We start from the raw sequence: 17,520 nt of genomic DNA on the forward strand, positions 1-17,520 counted from the left end.
GGATGAATTCCTATGATATATATTTATAATGATTTTGCTGGAACACATACAACCTCTTTGGCGGCTGCCTATCATTTAAAACAATTACCTCAATCGCAAAGAAAACTTACCTCTGAAGAAATATTGAATGTAAAGTATTTTAATAAACTTACGAGAAACGATTTTGGAAAGCTTCTTTATCATGGGGACGATGATGAGGGCAATTCCGTTTTTACGATTGGACGCAAACGAGATAAACTCGCTGTACCAGCAATGAAAGAACTGACATTGATGCTGCAAGGAAAATTTCATTTTAATGAGAAGATTATTTTCTCCAATACATCTCCAACCGTGCCATTACCGATGTCACTTGGCGGATTTTTTTCGAGAGGTCTGAAACTCGACTTTATTGGTGTCCCGTTGTTAGTGATTGGTGCCAAACAATGCTGTGATAATATTTATCGGTTAGTTGAAAACACGAAACAGGTGGGTCGTACGTCATTCAATGAAAATGTAATTATTTTAGAAAATAAAAAGTACAAATAAATCACAACATTCTTTTTTTGTAGTCCAATGATTTCTCATTGGATTTTTCTTTTGATTAAGAGGAAAGTCAGAGACCATATTTTTGACAACATGTCTTATAAATAAACCATAATCCATCCTTGAACTTGTGAATAAAAATAAGAAAAGGGGGATGAAAAATTGAAAAAAGTCACGTTTTTATTAGCTGTGTTTATTGCTACTATTAGTTTAGCTGCGTGTAATCACCAACAAGATGAAACGGCAAATCAAGAAAAACCAACTTCCCATGTGCAAGAGGGAGCAAAAAATCCAGACCAGCCAGCCACACCTGTGCAAGAGGGCACAACAGACCCAGCAACACCAGAAAATGAAGAGACAAAAGACCCGGATCAACCAGCTGCACCTGTACCGGAGACAAATGTCTATCAAAACAACGTATTTAAAGAGGTAGTGGTAACAGAAACAGAGGACAAAATTATTGTCAGTGGAAAGGTGTAACTGCTAGACTAAAGTGAACAGTTTGCGATGAATAATATTGAACACTTATTTACTAAAATCGTTCTCCACCTTATGATAGATTTTTATACTTCTTGATTAGGCGGAGGAATTGAAAAGGTGGATAAGTTTGAAATGTATGTAGAAATAAGAGGAATGCTAAATCAAAAATACAGTATTTCTACTATCGCTAGGAAACTAGATATATCAAGAAATACTGTTTATAAGTATATCCGTAAATCACCCGAGGAAATGGCAGAATGGACAGCATCAACAATGACTAGAAGTAAAAAGTTAGATATTCATAAGGAATTGATCCTTTTTTGGCTAAGAGAATATCCAGATTTAACTGCAGCTCAAGTACAAGACTGGCTTAAAGAAAAATATCCTGAATTCAACGTTGGAGAAAGTACAGTAAGAAGCTATGTAAGGTGTCTTCGAGAGGATTATCAAATTCCAAAAGAATCAAGCACTAGGGATTATCAGGCAGTCCCTGACCCTCCAATGGGTGAACAAATGCAAGCAGACTTTGGATTTAAAACGGTAAGGAATCAATTTGGTAAACCAGTAAAATTAGTTTTTATTGTATTTGTGTTAGCCCATTCTAGATACAAATATGTTGAATATCAAAATCGGCCTTTCACAACAAAGGATGTAATTTCGGCTCATTGGAATGCATTTAAGGAGTTTGGGGGTGTTTCAAAAGAGATTTTGTATGATCAGGATCGACTAATTGTTGTATCTGAGAATGAGGGGGATATTTTACTCACTGAAGAATTTCAACAATTTGTAAATGAAGTTAAATTTGAAGTTAAACTCTGCAGAAAGGCTGATCCAGAGAGTAAAGGAAAAGTAGAAAATGCGGTTAAGTTTATCAAGAATAACTTCATTAATAATAGAATTTTTTATAACATTGATTCCTGGAACGAGCAGTCTCAGAAATGGTTAAAAAGAACAGGTAATGGCAAAATTCATAACGGCACAAAAAGAAGACCCGCCGATGTGTTTCTCCTCGAAAAGCAACACATGCGACAGGTCAACTCTGTAAATGATATTCACAAAACTAGTATAGCAAGAAGTGTCCGAAAGGACAATACAATCCTGTATCTCTCGAACAGATACTCTGTTCCGTTAGGAACATTTCAAAAGTATCCAGAAGTACATTATTATGTGACCGATGATAATAAGATAGTAATCTACGTCCAGGATTCAGGGGAATTACTGGCAACACATTACATTAACCCTGATAAAGGAAAACTCATTCAAAATACTTCCCATAAAAGGGATAGATCAAAAGGAATAAAGGAGCTTATCGAAGTCACTAGTGAGCATTTTACAAATAAATCACAAGCTATCGATTACCTAAATGAGTTACGGAATAGGTATCCACGTTATATTCGGGACCAGCTAAGCTTAATAAAAAAGTGTATCGAACTTAGTACATTAGAATTAATAGATGATGCGTTATCACTCTGTTTGGAGAGGCAACTGTTTAGTGCGAATGACTTTCATGATGTAGTAGCCCTCTTTAAACGACAACGACAAGTGAACAGTGTGAACGTCAGCGATCAACAGGCTGATAAAGATCATAACGACATCGCTGAGTTAACACTAACAAATACTGAGGCAAATCAGCGTCCATTAGAACATTATTACACAATCATGGAGAGCACAAAATGAAGCAAATAAAAAATCTTCAGGACTCACTCATTTCACTTCGGTTGATGGAAACATCAAAGAAGCTCCCTACTCTTCTGGAAGAAGCTGAAGAGGAGCAGCTTAGTTATATAGCTTTTCTGAACAATATAGTAGAATACGAACGAAAAATGAGAGATGAGAAAAACATGGAAAAACGCTTGAAACTCGCAGCATTTCCATGTATCACTCCGTTGGAGCAATTTAATTTAGAAGAACAAGAATCCTTAAGCTTAAAGCAGTTTAATCAATTAAAAGAATTAGCATGGATTGAGCAATTATTTAATCTTATTCTATTGGGACCGCCAGGTGTGGGGAAAACACACATGGCGGTTGGATTAGGATTAGAAGCCATTAAACGAGGCTACAGGGTTTCCTTTATCACGATGGGTGACTTGGTTCATACCTTGAAAACTATGGACATAACGAGGAAGTCCCAAACTAGGATTAAGAGAATAAAAGAATCACAATTAGTCATTATTGATGATTTGATGTACGCAGCGATGGATCCAAGGGAAGCGAATCTATTTTTCCAATTGATAAATGACTTGTACAACAACTCATCGATTATATTGACTTCCAACCGTTCCCCAAAAGAATGGACCGAGCTCTTGGGTGACGTAGGTGTTGCGACAGCTATCTTGGATCGTCTTATACATCGAGCAGAAATCGTTCACTTTAATGATTCAAGTTATAGAATGAAACATCGCGAGACAATTTTTAAAGAAGAAAGTGTTCAAAATTAATAAGCAAAATTGTTCAAATGTACTTGACGCTTACAAAAGGCTCAGGTATTTGAAGGAGTCTTTCAATATGCTCTTATTGACGGAGAAAAGGTGTTGATTGAAAATAATTACCAAACAGACGGGGCACCTGCATGGGGAAGATTTGAAATCACTTTTGAAAAAGGATTAGTATCAACAAATAATGTTAAACTCGAATTATTTGTTTACTCAGCAAAAGATGGGTCAAAAGTAAATACTTTAGAAATTCCCATTCCAAAACCTAAATGACTTCTATATAAATAAAGAAGGTGTCCCAAAAGTAAAATTTTTAGAGGCATCTTCTTTTTTATACTAGTCTGTTGATTTCCGCTCCAGGCGTTTCGATTTTCGCGGGCGGTACGGGGAGCCTCCTCGTCGCTCCGCTCCTGCGGGGTCTCCCCTGCCCCGTACTCCCGCAGGAGTCTTCGCGCCTTTCGCTCCAATCAACAGAGTGTGCAAGATTTATTCATTTACCACCTTTTGTGTCAGCCTCTTTATTTTGTTGAGAAAATTGGAGTATTAACTCATTTACTGTTTATAATTCGTGGTCGATCTTCCATTTGAGGCGGCTCCTCAAACATCCCATAATTCATCATCAGTTCAAGTCCTTCATGCCCATATAAAAAGACATCTTTTGCTAATAATGACATTTTCATGGATATATCGTTTCGGAGAGTAAACATAGCTCCAAAGCTGCCACCTACTAGCCCAAATCCATTTAAAAGGCATACGCAATACATCATCAATTTATCAGAAAAAGGTGCAACGGTTGAAGTGGTTACAATACATCCGGAAGTAGCAGAAAAGTGAACATTTGCTTCTAATAAAATTTCTTCCAATGTTTGTATTTGTTTTTTCGCAAGTTCTAATCCCTTTACAAAATATTTTCTGACCTTTTTGTTTTCAGCACATTGGGCAAATCCAGTAATCAGCTGCATGCCAATATTATTTGTCTCAATTCCGTGATGAAGGATTCCTGTCTCAAGGGCACTTAATGATCTTTTGTCGCCAAATGGCTTAAAACCTTTCATATATCGATCACTTTTGACAAATTCAACTGTTTTTGGCATTGTCATATTTGGCGGAAGAGTTAAAATTCCTTTATTCAGTAAATACATCGTAGAAAGTTTATAGACCTTTTGAGTGACGGAAGTGAGTCCTTCATAAATGGCCATCACATCTTTTCGATAGGCCATATTCATATTGATTGTATATAGCCCCATACTTAGCTCTTTGAGGACACGGAGAAACATAATATCAAATCCATTATCGAATAGTTTTGGTGCTTCCATGTTTACATCTTCTTTTCTAAAACCTATTGGAATGACCATACCCTCTTTTTCAAATATAGATTGGATTTCAATCACATAATAGTGTAATTCCTGCCACAAACCACCCATGATGTTTGTGGCTTCTTGGTCATCACTCTTCGCCATAAAATATTCTAAAATTCTAAGAATCATCGTTTTTTCCTGATAGGTAAGCCATAGTGTGCCGATTTCCGAAACACTTAAAGGGTTATTTTTCTCCAAAACATTTACCTCCAGACGTTATATCTCTTTCCCTTTTTTAGACAAGTAATTAATTAACATAAGAATGATTGCCCAAAAATGCCACGTTTCCCAAGTCGAAAATTCCTTCCAATAATCGACCCACGTCTATACCACTTTATCTTGCTGCTTTATGATTTCATCTAAATGATTTTGTTGCTCGTGTTTCATAATTTGTTCCAAACCAGCCCTTATTCATAAGTAATATAACTACTGTTCCCATATTTTTATTTACTTATGAAAAACTTGTTACCTGGAGACAATTATAAAATCGTTGTGATGAATAGGTATATTGATAAAAAGGGAAACTATGAAAAATGCAGTGGAAAGGATAGAGGGTAATGCATATTGCTATTACGATTCTAACCATTTTGGCTTCCTTTAAGTGGGCTGACTGGAAAAACTGGAGAGACTATCACGCTACTATGTTTTTTATTTCCACTGGCGGTTTGATGTACGAATATATTGTCCAAGAAAATACGCTATGGAAGTTTCATCCTGATTTCTTATATGGACATGAAATGGTTGTCTTGGTTTATGCTATTATAACGATGCCATTTAGTATCTTGATCTTTTTATCCCATTTCCCGGAAACCTGGATGAGGCGGCTGCTTTACATTGTTGTTTGGTCTGGAATCTATATTTTTGTTGAGTGGATCTTACTAGTGTTTGAAAGGATCTCTTATCAGAACGGATGGAAGTTTTGGTATTCTTTTTATTTTGATCTTGTGATGTTCTCCGTCATTGCCCTGCATCAGTACAAACCCTTCAGAGCTTATATGATCTCGGTACCGATTATCCTTTTCTTAATTTTTTACTTTGATATTCCTTTTAAGTTTGGGAGGTAACTCAAAAAACCATTCACAAGGGAATGGTTTTTTAGGTGTTTTATGGTATGACAATCAATTCAGAGATATGGACCAGTTTAATCTCCCTATAAGCAGAACCTTCTTCGGTAATTTCACAATAGCCAGATGAGTACTGGTGAAGCATAATAAAATTTTTCCCCATAAAAATGACTGGAATCTTTGTCATCGATACCACATCCTTAATATTCATATAACTTCTTACGGGAGCTACTCTGCAGTTTCTTTAAAAAAAGGAAGGAAACCAAGGGCGGACTGCACCGAAGTTTCCTTCAAGAAAGGTATTAGGCAAATTTATTATAGTATTGAATGACTATTTTCTCCAAGGACCTAGTCAGGTTTTCTAACACGATTTTTCTATTTACCATTATTAAAAATCAGAGGAATCGGTGTAATCATAGCGAATCCCGTCTCTTTGTGCATCCGTTATTTCTTTTACCTGCTCATTATTAGTTGAATGTTGAACTTCTTCTTTACCGTTTGATTGATTGTTTTGTTGTCGTTTATTTGCTTTTGTCAATGATAGCCCTCCTAAATCGCATTTTCACACCTATTGTCTCAAAGAAAATAACATATTATGCTTGGATCAATTTCTTTCATTTTTTTTGATAGATTAGATACTGATTACTACACCCAAACGAGACTAAACACCTGGGACTTTATTAAATAAATTATCCTGTTTCTTATCTCGGTCATTCTGTAAAGATTCGTTATGATTTTCTTTTAACAAATTCAATAACTCCTCACGCGTAAGCGGTTGCGCATGTTCCATCAGTTCATAACCTAGTTCACCATCCGATTCAATTGTTGCTGTATTCACATTTGAAATAAAAGAGATCCCCTTTTGACGGAGCTTCATTTCTAATTGTTCAGTTGTCAATCGTAATTTTTTTAAGTTAGCCCCGATAATTTGACCATTCCGTATAACCACTGTTGCATTACCCGTTAAATAGCGTCGGATCGTTTTAGATTTTATTTGAAGGTATTGAAGTGAAATTAAATAAAGAATAAACAAAACTAAAATGACAATAATTTGCCAGAATTTATGTTCTTTTATAGTGGCGTGCCCCATTGTGGTTCCGATTGCTAAGATGATTACTACTTCAAGATTAGACATTTTAGCCATCGATTTTTTGCCAGCAATCCTCAATAATAGGGTACTTATAAAAAGTAGGCCTAACGTTTCCAATAGAAATGTAAAATTCATTCTTCACCTCGAACAGCTTAACTTCTATGAATCATTTGATGAGCCTGAAAACTAGCAAGTTGTCTTATCTATATTGTTTCCAATTTCCCAAAAAACAGCCATTTAACTTTTGTTAAGGGAAGTAACAATTCCTTTTAAAGTCAGTGAGGATCCGGTCATTCGACAAATTTTAAAAATTTATCTTTTATATCGACATCTGAAGGTGTTATGGATAGTTTTTTGGGGTAAATAAAAGTATGTGGTATGGTAAAGGGTCTTAAATTTAATCCTTTCACTACCTTCTTAACCTAACAAACAACCAGCATGTCGCAGGAGGTCACTTTAACGTGGAAAATTTACTAAATAATGTAGGACAATATAAAAAACAATACCTAATTAAAAGATTGATTCAATCGGGTGTCTATAAGAAAAATAACAAGCATTTATATGAATGGTCATTAACAGAATTAGAGGAAGAGTACTTCAGCTTAAAAAAAGAAAAAATTAATTCTTAAATGATGAAGGGAATAGTGGATTCCGCGGGATTCTTAGAAAATCCCGCTTATACTAGATTTAATTTCGTGAACTTTAGAGATAATCCCACTTACTTTGGAGTTAATTCCGCAAAACACAAAACACATTTTATTTATCTTGAAATTAACGGTACAAATGACCTGCCCACATCCCGATAAATGCAAGAAAAATCCCCAAAGTGTAACTAATGGCTAAATAGAGGCCCAGCACTTTCCATTTTCGCTGAACGAATAATTGTATATTTTCAAGCTTAAAGGTAGAAAAGGTTGTAAAAGCTCCCATAAATCCGGTACCTAAGAACAAGCCCCAAGATCTACTTACATTAGCCCCAAAAAGGAACCCAAGCAAAAACGAACCCAGCAAGTTAATGGTCAGCGTTGCGAAGGGAAAGGTGGAAGGGTATCTTTCCTTAATTAGATTGCTAAGGCCAAAACGCGACATGGCTCCGAAAAATCCCCCAATTGCAACCAATGCGATATTTAACATGATTTTTTCACCTCTGCTTTTCTTTCCATTCCCAGTTGATAGCCGAGCCATGAAAATAAAAGACCACCCCAAAGACTAAGAAGAACATAAAGAATAGCTGTCCCCCATCTAGCTGAATTAATCAAATGGACGGTTTCAACACTGAAGGTAGAAAAGGTAGTAAAAGAACCGATCAGTCCTGTTCCTAAAGCAGTGATGACATGTGGGTGAAGTGATTTAACTTTCGGTAAGAAATTGGTCAGCCACCCTAAGATAAAACTACCCAGCATGTTTGTGATAAAGGTCGCTAATGGAAAGGCATGAAACCACCATTGATTAAAATAAACGCCTAATAAATAGCGTAAGATAGCCCCAATAATTCCGGCGATTCCGACAAGTAGAAATTTCAACTTTCCTCACTCCAATGTAAAACTTACCTAAAAATAACGAACTCCTACCAGTATCTTCTGGTAGGAGTCATTAGCTCTTTCGGCAATTATCGTGAACTCCTTCGTTTTTTCCATTTTATATGTGTATTTTAACAAAAGGAGTGGCGGATTCCAATCTTTTAATAGGCTTATCATGGTAGGTTAGAATCGCAAGTTGAGATGATTTCCAGTATAAACCACAAGACAAATGTAACCGCTTCCATTATAATAGGTAGTAATAATAGGAGAGGGGATACAGCAAATGGAACTTTTAATCGAACAATGTGAGCATAACCAGGCAGAAGAACCATGTGAAAAATGTACTCCGAACAATGATAGGGAAGAAAGTATTGATATCTCAGAATATGATTATCATAAAAGATTGTGGTTTTAATATGACACACTAGTAGGTATGCTCCTTAATTTCAGCCTTGCATTCTCAATACATGAATTTATATGGCCTGTTTCCAAGTTTCATTTTGGGAACAGGTTTTTTTCTATTCGGAATTATTTTCGATATGATGAGGTGGAGGGGAGCTCCAAGTTTTCATTGATTAAAATTTGATGCATATCTCATAGGTTAAAAGCAATTTAAGAATATATTTACAGCGTAAGAAAATAATATAAATAAAAATTTTGGAGTTGGTTTAGATGGGGTTTGCCTTTTATTTCTTTATCTCTTGGCTTATCACAGTTATTTTTACAGTTATGAAAAAAAGGCTTACATTTGTAGAGAACTCATTTGTATTTTTACTGATGCTCATTATTAGTATAAATTTCTCCTGGATCATTTCCGCAGAATTAAAACTAGTTATCCTTTCTAAGGAGCCGTTAGATTATACAGCTTTTATGATTAACCGAAGCATCGGAATTCCATTTATTATTGTGGTCACCATTAATTTTATGAAGAGTGTTAATTCTATCGGAAAATCCTTAATCATTATGGTTTGTTCCATTTTGATACAGGTGATCTTAGTGAAATTGGGCACTAATTTTGACGTCACTAATCGGGAAAAATGGAATATCTTGTACGACATTATCTACTTTGCTCTACTTCACCTTTTTGCGGTTTATTCCTTAAAATTTTTTCAGAAGCTTAAACAAAGTGAGGCGATGAGCTAATGAGAATGTGGGAAAATTTTGATAAGAATGAGATTTCCTTACTGATCATCTTGGTAGTCGCCTATATAGCCTATTTTCTACTGAGTAGAAGGGTTAACCGACAAGTTAGAATACTGGGTTTACTTTGGGGTATAACGATTGGGATCTTATTTGATTTTACAATCGGCGGAGGTTTAATGGATTTCTATAGGATTAATGATTCGAACCATTATGAGGTGTCTGATATTTTTTATTATCTAGACTTTGGACCTTTTGGATTTTTCTTTTTTTATTTCTATGAACTCTTCCACATTAATAGAAAAACATTTATTTATTACACGGTGGCTTGGGCCATTATTGGAGTAGCCGCTCAGTGGCTGTTCACCTGGCTTAATGTCATTACCCTTCAAAATGGCTATCATTTAGTCTATTCGTTCCCCATTTTTCTTATCGTACAAACCGCTACGGGAGCTTTTTTTGAACAAGTAAGGAAAAAGGAACGAGTTCTAGTAAAAAGTTAAACTTGGATTAGCTGACCAAATTGAAAGGCTGCCATTCGCAGCCTTTTTGATCCTTGATAATAAACAAGCAATGCAGCCTAGGTCTACATTGCTTGTTTGAATTTAGTTAGTTATGCGCTGACTTTATGTTTTACGTTACCTGTTTCTTTATTAGCGACTTTTCTGAAGAATGGAACTACCCAGCGGTCTAAACCAATTCTACCAGCGTTGTAGCCTGCTGTTAAGATGATAAAACCTAAGAAAATGTCTCTAGGGTTATGAGATACCGTTCCTGCAAGGAAGAAAGAGAAGTTCATCACTAGACCAAAGAACATGGCTGCAGTTGTTAGGCATCCTAAGATTAAGCCTAAACCAATTATTGTTTCGCCCCAAGGAACGATCACGTTGAAAATATCAACATTTGGTAAGGCAAAGTGTTTTAAGAAATCGACATACCAGCCAAACACGACTGCGCCGTCTGGGCCTTTTACGGGGTTAGCGATCGCTCCTTTTAGGAATCCAGAAGCATCGAATCCGCCTGTTAATTTTCCAATTCCTCCACTGATCCAAGAATAACCAAGGTATAAACGTAAAACAGTTAGGATGACTGCTGAAATTTTATTCTCTCTTAAAAATTTGTTAAACATAAATGATTCCGCCCTTCGTTTTTTGTTTTTGTTGTTTATGGTTATAATATATACCTTTTTAACATTAATAACTTAGTTATGTGAATAAGTTCACAATTTGTTAAAAATGTTTTGACAGAAATTTGAACGCAGAAATTTTCCCCATTAAAATAACTACATTCATTAATAGAAAACTGAGAGTATTTAAAAATACTCTTTATTTTTGTTAATATTTTTCCAAGCTTCACCAAACAATAGTAAAAAAGGAAAAATGGGGGAATGGTGCAATGGGTGGTCCGTTAGAAAGGGATCAGGTCGTTCTGATTGTAACATCGATAATTATTGGAACGTTGGCTCGTATTATCACAATCAAAGAAGATTTCAGACAGTATCCGAGTTATCCGAATGGCTACTTAATCCATTTAGTCTTAGGGTTTGTTGCTGCGGCATTAGGAGCTGTTGCCATCCCGGCATTAATGACCAAAAACTTTATTGCCGTAACGTTTTTAACATTGGCAATCCAACAATTTAGGGATGTTCGAAAATCGGAACGGGAGAGCTTAAAAGACTTAGAAAACACAGAATTTGCCTACCGTGGTGATGCCTATATTGATGGAATTTCAAAAACCTTTGAATCAAGAAATTATTTTTCCTTATTGGTTGCTTTAGGTACTGGAATCACCATTCAGCTTGTAGACAGCAAATCAAGTTTAATAAATATTGTTTCTGGTGCCATTGTTGGCTTTATTCTAATCTATGTCTTAAAACGTTTTTCAAAAGGGAAAACGATTGGAGATATTGCTGAGGTAAAAGAGGGGAAAATTGAAGTTAAGAATCATGAGCTGTTTGTAGATGGAATCTATGTCTCTAACCTCCTTGGGACAGAAAATGCTTCCAAATTGTTTCAAGAGGAAGGGAGAGCTGTGATTATTTATCCGAAAAAGGACCATTTTCGTGTTACATTAGAGAATTTCGGACAAAGGCAGGCAGCTCTATTTGAAGCAACAAAAACATTGGGGGTAAAGCGATACCATTTTACACGGAGAGATTTTAATGATGGCCGCGTGGTCATTACTTTAGTGCCGATTGTTAATGACATAGACGGTCTCATTGAAGTAGTGAAGAAAACCCCTCTTCTTGAGAGTAGTAAGAAAAGTCCGGCTGTTATGAAGTCCAATATGATGGGGAGGGAATAACGGTGGGACGTGAAGGAGGTACAAAAGTGAATTATGATATCCTCGCTCTAGTAACGTTAAATAAGGATCGAATCTTGGGTGGAAAACAGCTGACCCTGCTGGCTAATGATGAAGAAGAGCAGCAAACGATGACGGCGGATATTGCCAAAGCGCTGAAGGCGGATGTGGTGAAGATGACGTCAGGTGATTATTTGGTTATAAGAGGATAAGAGTTGAAATGAAGCCTTTATCTTGGTGTATTCGAGATAAAGGCTTTATTATGAATACATAAATATGAATATATCAACGATAATGGACATAGAAACTGTTGATAATTTGTATGATGATGACAAGGCAGTTGTATGTGTCCGCTTGAACCGTCTTGAGGATAGGAATCCTAGAGAAATTAGGATTCTTGTCCTCATAAAAGCTTCATGAAGACAAGATCGAGTGAAAACCGATAAATTTTGTCTGTATGACCGTTGCATGAGGACAAGATCGAGTGAAAACCGATAAATTTTGTCCGTATGACCGCTCCATGAGGACAAGACCCAGTGATAAACCAAAAGCTTTGTCCATATCAACGTTCTATTGCTCCTGCTGTAATAGCAAGTGTGGAACTTTAAAGGCTTAAATATAAGGGGGAAAAGAACATGATTTTAGAAGCTGCTATGCTGCAAGTTAAAACTGGAATGGAAGAGGATTTTGAAGAAGCTTTTCGACAAGCATCAATCATTATTTCTTCCATGAAGGGATACATTACTCATGAATTACAGCGCTGCATTGAAGTTGAGGGTAAGTATTTACTTTTAGTGAAGTGGGAAACGATTGAAGATCATACCGAAGGCTTTAGGGGATCCAGTGAATATCAAGAATGGAAAAAGCTCTTACATCATTTCTATGATCCGTTCCCAACCGTTGAACATTTTGAGCAAATTCCCCTTTAATATGATAATAATAGAATAGGTTAATATTTTAATTATTTATCCGGAGTGATTTTAAACAATTCTAACCAAAAAGCCTGTGTAAGCTGATCTACACAGGCTTTTTTCAGAGATTTCCACCAGATTTCTATCTCTTCCGAGCAATGATATATCCATTCGTAACCTTATCAAATCCAATACGTGGATAATATTCCATCGCAGTTGGAGATGCCAACAGCAATAAGGTCACTTCCTCACCAATTTGTTCTTGCACCTGTCTAACTAATTCCCTGCCAATCCCATGATTTTGATACTCCTTATCAACCGCCAGATCAGATAAATAGCAGCAATAGCTGAAATCTGTAATCGCCCGAGCGACTCCAACCAGTTTTTCATTTTCCCATGCTGAAATAAGAAGATCTGCCTTTTCAATCATTTTTTCTAAACGCTGTAAATCTTCATATGGTCTTTTAAGCCCCGATGTTCGAAAAACAGCTGATAATTCTTCCGCTGTAATCTTTGAATTCACCTGATATTTGATATTTTCCATGTGTCTGTTCATCCCCTTTATTCTTTATATCAAGATTATATTTTATAGCTGATATGCCTAAAAGTGTCAGTTATAATATATTTAACCATGCCAGTTTACTGAAGGAGGGGGCGACCAGATGATTGAGATTACCGTAGTATTAGAGAACAAAAGTGAAGAACCCTTATATCTACAACTTTATAACTATTTTAAACAAGAAATCCAAAATGGAACTATCAAACCAGGGGAAATGCTGCCATCGAAACGAAAACTATCTCTACATCTTGGAATTAGTCAAAATACAGTAGAAACTGCGTACCAGCAATTGCAAGCGGAGGGATACGTGGAAGGGGTACCGAGAAAGGGGATTTTCGTTAAAGAAATCCAGAGGGACTTGATTCCAGCCAATCGCCGAATGTCCCTCAACAGTCAGAAGGTCTTTAAAGAGGAAAGTGAGCCCTATAGCGTGGACTTTAGCCACGGACGAATCGCTCTCGAACATTTTCCTTATACCATTTGGCGAAAGTTAACCATTCAAAGTCTTTATGAAGACCAGAGTACATTTTTCTTAAACGGGGATCGCCAGGGGGAGCTGCCACTTCGAGAGGAAATTGCGAAATACATTTATCACTCTAGAGGGGTAAAGTGTTCACCAGAACAGATTATTATCGGGGCGGGAACACAATACTTAATTGGATTATTAACCATGGTGATTGGCAGAGATGTCATTTTTTCGATTGAAAACCCTGGGTATCATCGAACAAGGGAGGCTTTTAAAGACCAAGGAGTGAACTTAATACCTATCCCACTGAATGATAACGGGATAAGCATGAAACACTTATATAAAAGTAAGGCACAAATAACTTATGTCACACCTTCCCATCAATTCCCAATTGGAATGGTCATGCCTATTACTAGAAGACTGGAATTGTTAAAATGGGCGGAGGAAAAGGGCCGGTACATCATCGAAGACGATTATGATGGCGAATTCCGATACAGAGGTAAACCGATACCCTCCCTGCAAGGATTAGACGCTAATGGAAAGGTAATATATTTAGGGACATTCTCTAAATCATTGATTCCCTCGATTCGGATTAACTATATGGTTCTACCAGGGACATTATTAAAAAAGTATACCGACCACTTTTCCCTTTATAAGCAGACGGTGTCCCGTTTGCATCAGCACACACTATGGAATTTTATGAAAACGGGACATTGGGAAAGGCATCTAAATAAAATGAGAACGGTCTATCGGAGAAGACAACAGACATTAATCAGCTCCATTAAGAAAAATTTAGGTGATCATGTCAGAATTATTGGGGATGATTCAGGGCTGCACATTTTATTAGATGTTCAAAATGCTATGTCAGAAAAAGAATTAATCGAAAAAGCAAAAGGGGAAAAAGTAAAAGTCTATCCAACTTCTGTTTATTACCAAGATTTGAATGCAAACAAGGGATCAATGGTTCTTTTAGGTTTTGGCGGGCTTACCGAATGTGAAATCGAACAAGGTATTTTATTATTAAAAAGGGCTTGGAACTTATAGTAGATTCCAAGCCATACTATTAATTCATTTCCTGAAGTTCATTTACGGTAACGAATTTGTAGCCTTTATTTGATAGTGTTTGTAAAATTCCCTTGATCGTTTTCAATTCTTCACCGCTTTTATCATACATGGGGTGAATCAAGATAATGGAACCAGGCTTCACATTTTTCTCCACATAATTTACTTTATCCGTTGATGAGGCATAGTAACTGTCTGGTTCCATATTCCAAGTGATCGTATCTCTATTATGTTTGTATAAGTAATAGGGTAATCCAACAAGTTTTTTGCCATTCGGCGGGCGGAAATCAATTTCACCACGATAACCTGCTTGTCGAATTAATTGGTCTGTTTTTTGAATTTCCTCTTTAATGTATGAAGGGGATTTAAATACCATTCGATTATGAGAATAAGAATGATTGCCAATTTGATTTCCTGAATCAGCGATTTTTTTCGCTTCAGCCGGATTTTTTTTGATTTCATTTCCGATAAGAAAAAAGGTTGCTTTTGCATTGTAGGCCTTTAATAATGGTAGAATGTCTTCTACATTTCTTGTTGGCCCATCATCAAAAGTTAAAGCAACTACCTTTTGTTTGGTGCTTACCTGGGAGGTTAATCCACCAAACAACTGAAGGGTTCTAGAATTCATTAGTTTATAGATGCCAAGTAATAAAAAGAAAACAAACACGACGATTATGCTGATTACTACTAATTTCTTTTTCATAGTTCGTTCACCATTTCTTTTTCAAAATATTTTATTTAAGGAAAAAGGCTTGAATCTGTTTGATAGGGTCGCAGTTTCATTGGGAAACCAATAATAGGTATAGCCATCATACTGCAGGTTTTGCAGGTATGCAATCGCTTCACCTGTATAAAAGACGACTTGGTAGAAAAGAGGATCACCCAATTTTAGGGGTTTCCGTTCCATTTTCGAGGCAATAAGTTACCCTTTAAAGAATAATTTTCACAAGTTGCGGAAACCCAACTGGGCATCCTAGTATAGGTGAGAACTTGTCCTTTTTCTTAATAATGGATTAATAATCCATTAAAAACCGAAATCTATTCATTTTCCATGATACATTGTTTAAGAGAAACAAGGGAGGGTAAGTAAATCAATATTAGCCCTTTTTGATACTTTGGAGGCATTTAGATGTCATACTTAATCACACTATTTGAACACCACAATTATTTGATCTTATTCTTGGGGATTTTTTTGGAGCTGATGGCCTTTCCTATATCCGGTGAATTTTTGATGAGCTATGCAGGCTATTTTGTTTATCTAGGAAAAATGAACTATCTTTTGGCCCTTCTAACCGTCCTGTTATCAGGAGGAGTCGGGATTACTAGTACGTATTGGATTGGACGGGCAGGAGGATATAAGCTTATTGAGAAATACGGCAAGTATATTCATCTGGGTCCGGAGAGGTATCAAAAAACAGCTGCGTGGTTCGAACGGTCAGGCCGTAAATTATTGATTTTTGCTTATTTCATTCCAGGCATCAGGCATTTTACTGGGTATATTTCCGGGATTTCGCGAATGCCATTCCGGAAATTTATTATTCCAGCATATCTGGGTTCGTTTTTATGGGGAATCTGTTTTATTACGTTAGGAACCGTATTAGGACCACGCTGGGAGGTTTTTCACCAAGCCGCGAGAAGGTATTTCATTATTTTTATCATAGTTTTTGCGATATTGATGGCAGGGTTTCTTGCCTTCCGATTTTATAAAAATAGCATTAAGGAATTCTTTATTCACTTTTTAACTAGTTTGGTGCACCGCCTTAAGACAATTAGAAACACTGAGATCTTTCTCATTTTCCTCACGATCGCCTTAATTGGGTTGGTCGTTCTCATGCTGGGGCTGGCCCAAGACTATTTATATGATGAGTTTACGCCGTTCAATGAACTGGCTGAATATCTGGTTCATACCACTGTTTATAGGAGCTGGATCAAGGCTTTCTTAGTTTTTCAATCGCCTTATGCAGTAGGAGTGTTGATAGCTGCTGCTATTTTCCGGATTTGGCAGAGAGACAAGAATCGAGTGCTGGAATACCTTCTTCTGATTGTTTCGATTTTAGGGGTTAGGATCTATCATGAAACCATTACGCGAATATTTATGAAGCTGGAAATAACAGGGGTTGTTGGGGAATTTCATTCGGCTAATTTTCCAGATATTAATGCTGCTCTATTAATCGTCTTGTATGGTACTACCATTTTTTTATTGGTCCGTAATTCTAAAAAGAATTACTTTCCTATCAGTATTCCGATTATTGGAGTTATCTTATTAATTGGCACCGCTGGAGCAAATATTGAAACGACCAAAGTCCTTCCGAGTGATATCTTGGGGGGATATGTCTATGGCGGAGTCTGGATGTTTTTTAACTTTTTGTTATTTGAAATGTTTCGGCTTATTGTTGAAAAGTAACGAAATAATATTATTTGTATAAAAATCTCCGCCTGGCAGGTGGAGATTTTTTATTTAAATTTGTTATCTAAAGAGTTAATAAAGTGAATTTTTTAAAGAAAATTCAACAAAAATTGTAATCGTTATCAATGGTGTGGTTACAGGATTTTCCGAAGTTTTAGAGTTTTAAAGCAATAAAATAGCATGACAGAAAACCTTCCAAACTCATGTT

The 17,520-nt window shown here is 36.3% G+C and carries 23 protein-coding genes and 1 pseudogene; 15 read left to right on the top strand and 9 right to left on the bottom strand.

Annotation, left to right across the window (positions count from 1 at the left end; genetic code table 11):
• Positions 1 to 12: 12 nt before the first annotated feature.
• From ACZ9EE_RS29555 to ACZ9EE_RS29575, 5 genes and pseudogenes are all read left to right on the top strand, one after another.
• Entirely contained in the window at positions 13 to 525 is a 513-nt protein-coding gene (locus ACZ9EE_RS29555; protein ID WP_476032152.1) for a DUF3189 family protein, read from the top strand.
• A 159-nt stretch (positions 526 to 684) separates the two neighbouring features.
• On the top strand, positions 685 to 1,002 hold the full coding sequence (locus ACZ9EE_RS29560; RefSeq protein ID WP_476032153.1) for a hypothetical protein: 318 nt from the start codon (positions 685 to 687) through the stop codon (positions 1,000 to 1,002).
• 117 nt (positions 1,003 to 1,119) lie between these two features.
• Positions 1,120 to 2,679, top strand: coding sequence for an IS21 family transposase (gene istA, locus ACZ9EE_RS29565; protein ID WP_476032154.1), 1,560 nt, complete (start codon positions 1,120 to 1,122; stop codon positions 2,677 to 2,679).
• Positions 2,676 to 3,440, top strand: coding sequence for an IS21-like element helper ATPase IstB (istB, locus tag ACZ9EE_RS29570; RefSeq protein WP_476024666.1), 765 nt, complete (start codon positions 2,676 to 2,678; stop codon positions 3,438 to 3,440). Before istA ends, istB begins: the two co-directional genes overlap by 4 nt.
• Positions 3,441 to 3,488: 48 nt before the next feature.
• Positions 3,489 to 3,707: pseudogene (locus ACZ9EE_RS29575) on the top strand (Gmad2 immunoglobulin-like domain-containing protein); the annotation flags it as partial.
• 275 nt (positions 3,708 to 3,982) lie between these two features.
• Here the strand turns inward: ACZ9EE_RS29575 and ACZ9EE_RS29580 are convergent.
• Positions 3,983 to 4,990 (bottom strand): DUF3231 family protein, encoded by a 1,008-nt coding sequence (locus ACZ9EE_RS29580; protein WP_476032155.1) that lies wholly within the window; start codon positions 4,988 to 4,990, stop codon positions 3,983 to 3,985.
• 359 nt (positions 4,991 to 5,349) lie between these two features.
• On the opposite strand from ACZ9EE_RS29580, the gene ACZ9EE_RS29585 reads away from it, so the two are divergent.
• The gene (locus tag ACZ9EE_RS29585; RefSeq protein WP_476032156.1) at positions 5,350 to 5,856 is read left to right on the top strand and encodes a CBO0543 family protein; all 507 of its coding nucleotides are present in this window, start codon (positions 5,350 to 5,352) and stop codon (positions 5,854 to 5,856) included.
• Positions 5,857 to 5,896: 40 nt separating this feature from the next.
• Here the strand turns inward: ACZ9EE_RS29585 and ACZ9EE_RS29590 are convergent, their stop codons facing one another.
• The 3 genes from ACZ9EE_RS29590 to ACZ9EE_RS29600 form a co-directional block, all read right to left on the bottom strand.
• Positions 5,897 to 6,043, bottom strand: coding sequence for a hypothetical protein (locus tag ACZ9EE_RS29590; protein ID WP_476032157.1), 147 nt, complete (start codon positions 6,041 to 6,043; stop codon positions 5,897 to 5,899).
• A 201-nt stretch (positions 6,044 to 6,244) separates the two neighbouring features.
• Positions 6,245 to 6,394 (bottom strand): hypothetical protein, encoded by a 150-nt coding sequence (locus ACZ9EE_RS29595; protein WP_476032158.1) that lies wholly within the window; start codon positions 6,392 to 6,394, stop codon positions 6,245 to 6,247.
• Between the two features lie 123 nt (positions 6,395 to 6,517).
• Positions 6,518 to 7,063, bottom strand: coding sequence for a DUF421 domain-containing protein (locus tag ACZ9EE_RS29600; RefSeq protein WP_476032159.1), 546 nt, complete (start codon positions 7,061 to 7,063; stop codon positions 6,518 to 6,520).
• 344 nt (positions 7,064 to 7,407) lie between these two features.
• On the opposite strand from ACZ9EE_RS29600, the gene ACZ9EE_RS29605 reads away from it, so the two are divergent.
• Positions 7,408 to 7,575, top strand: coding sequence for a Fur-regulated basic protein FbpA (locus ACZ9EE_RS29605; protein WP_476032160.1), 168 nt, complete (start codon positions 7,408 to 7,410; stop codon positions 7,573 to 7,575).
• Positions 7,576 to 7,717: 142 nt separating this feature from the next.
• Here the strand turns inward: ACZ9EE_RS29605 and crcB (ACZ9EE_RS29610) are convergent, their stop codons facing one another.
• Complete coding sequence (crcB, locus tag ACZ9EE_RS29610) at positions 7,718 to 8,080, bottom strand: fluoride efflux transporter CrcB (RefSeq protein ID WP_476032161.1); 363 nt, start codon at positions 8,078 to 8,080, stop codon at positions 7,718 to 7,720.
• Positions 8,074 to 8,469 carry a fluoride efflux transporter CrcB gene (gene crcB / locus ACZ9EE_RS29615; protein WP_476032162.1) on the bottom strand — a complete coding sequence of 132 codons (396 nt, stop codon included), beginning with the start codon at positions 8,467 to 8,469 and terminating at the stop codon, positions 8,074 to 8,076. The genes crcB (ACZ9EE_RS29610) and crcB (ACZ9EE_RS29615) overlap by 7 nt, the downstream gene beginning before the upstream one ends.
• A gap of 280 nt (positions 8,470 to 8,749) precedes the next feature.
• On the opposite strand from crcB (ACZ9EE_RS29615), the gene ACZ9EE_RS29620 reads away from it, so the two are divergent.
• From ACZ9EE_RS29620 to ACZ9EE_RS29630, 3 genes are all read left to right on the top strand, one after another.
• Positions 8,750 to 8,881 (top strand): hypothetical protein, encoded by a 132-nt coding sequence (locus ACZ9EE_RS29620; RefSeq protein WP_476032163.1) that lies wholly within the window; start codon positions 8,750 to 8,752, stop codon positions 8,879 to 8,881.
• A 257-nt stretch (positions 8,882 to 9,138) separates the two neighbouring features.
• Positions 9,139 to 9,609 (top strand): hypothetical protein, encoded by a 471-nt coding sequence (locus ACZ9EE_RS29625; RefSeq protein WP_476032164.1) that lies wholly within the window; start codon positions 9,139 to 9,141, stop codon positions 9,607 to 9,609.
• Positions 9,609 to 10,109, top strand: coding sequence for a hypothetical protein (locus ACZ9EE_RS29630; protein ID WP_476032165.1), 501 nt, complete (start codon positions 9,609 to 9,611; stop codon positions 10,107 to 10,109). The genes ACZ9EE_RS29625 and ACZ9EE_RS29630 overlap by 1 nt, the downstream gene beginning before the upstream one ends.
• A 110-nt stretch (positions 10,110 to 10,219) precedes the next feature.
• Here the strand turns inward: ACZ9EE_RS29630 and ACZ9EE_RS29635 are convergent, their stop codons facing one another.
• The gene (locus tag ACZ9EE_RS29635; protein WP_476032167.1) at positions 10,220 to 10,735 is read right to left on the bottom strand and encodes a DoxX family membrane protein; all 516 of its coding nucleotides are present in this window, start codon (positions 10,733 to 10,735) and stop codon (positions 10,220 to 10,222) included.
• Between the two features lie 266 nt (positions 10,736 to 11,001).
• On the opposite strand from ACZ9EE_RS29635, the gene ACZ9EE_RS29640 reads away from it, so the two are divergent.
• The 3 genes from ACZ9EE_RS29640 to ACZ9EE_RS29650 all read left to right on the top strand — a co-directional run bounded on the left by ACZ9EE_RS29640 (position 11,002) and on the right by ACZ9EE_RS29650 (position 12,836).
• Complete coding sequence (locus ACZ9EE_RS29640; protein WP_476032168.1) at positions 11,002 to 11,910, top strand: YIEGIA family protein; 909 nt, start codon at positions 11,002 to 11,004, stop codon at positions 11,908 to 11,910.
• Positions 11,911 to 11,912: 2 nt separating this feature from the next.
• Positions 11,913 to 12,119 (top strand): capping complex subunit for YIEGIA, encoded by a 207-nt coding sequence (locus ACZ9EE_RS29645; RefSeq protein ID WP_476032169.1) that lies wholly within the window; start codon positions 11,913 to 11,915, stop codon positions 12,117 to 12,119.
• 423 nt (positions 12,120 to 12,542) lie between these two features.
• Positions 12,543 to 12,836 carry an antibiotic biosynthesis monooxygenase family protein gene (locus tag ACZ9EE_RS29650; protein ID WP_476032170.1) on the top strand — a complete coding sequence of 98 codons (294 nt, stop codon included), beginning with the start codon at positions 12,543 to 12,545 and terminating at the stop codon, positions 12,834 to 12,836.
• 124 nt (positions 12,837 to 12,960) lie between these two features.
• Here ACZ9EE_RS29650 and ACZ9EE_RS29655 read toward each other — a convergent pair whose 3' ends face one another.
• Positions 12,961 to 13,362, bottom strand: coding sequence for a GNAT family N-acetyltransferase (locus ACZ9EE_RS29655; RefSeq protein ID WP_476032171.1), 402 nt, complete (start codon positions 13,360 to 13,362; stop codon positions 12,961 to 12,963).
• A 118-nt stretch (positions 13,363 to 13,480) separates the two neighbouring features.
• Here ACZ9EE_RS29655 and pdxR point away from each other — a divergent pair, with 118 nt between their 5' ends.
• Positions 13,481 to 14,887, top strand: coding sequence for a MocR-like pyridoxine biosynthesis transcription factor PdxR (gene pdxR / locus ACZ9EE_RS29660; protein ID WP_476032172.1), 1,407 nt, complete (start codon positions 13,481 to 13,483; stop codon positions 14,885 to 14,887).
• 19 nt (positions 14,888 to 14,906) lie between these two features.
• Here the strand turns inward: pdxR and ACZ9EE_RS29665 are convergent, their stop codons facing one another.
• Positions 14,907 to 15,608, bottom strand: a complete 702-nt coding sequence (locus ACZ9EE_RS29665; protein ID WP_476032173.1) for a polysaccharide deacetylase family protein — start codon at positions 15,606 to 15,608, stop codon at positions 14,907 to 14,909.
• A 426-nt stretch (positions 15,609 to 16,034) separates the two neighbouring features.
• Here ACZ9EE_RS29665 and ACZ9EE_RS29670 point away from each other — a divergent pair, with 426 nt between their 5' ends.
• Positions 16,035 to 17,309: a VTT domain-containing protein gene (locus tag ACZ9EE_RS29670; protein ID WP_476032174.1), complete on the top strand. Its 1,275-nt coding sequence runs from the start codon at positions 16,035 to 16,037 to the stop codon at positions 17,307 to 17,309.
• Positions 17,310 to 17,520: the final 211 nt, after the last annotated feature.

The organism is Bacillus sp. URHA0034, assembly GCF_056280405.1.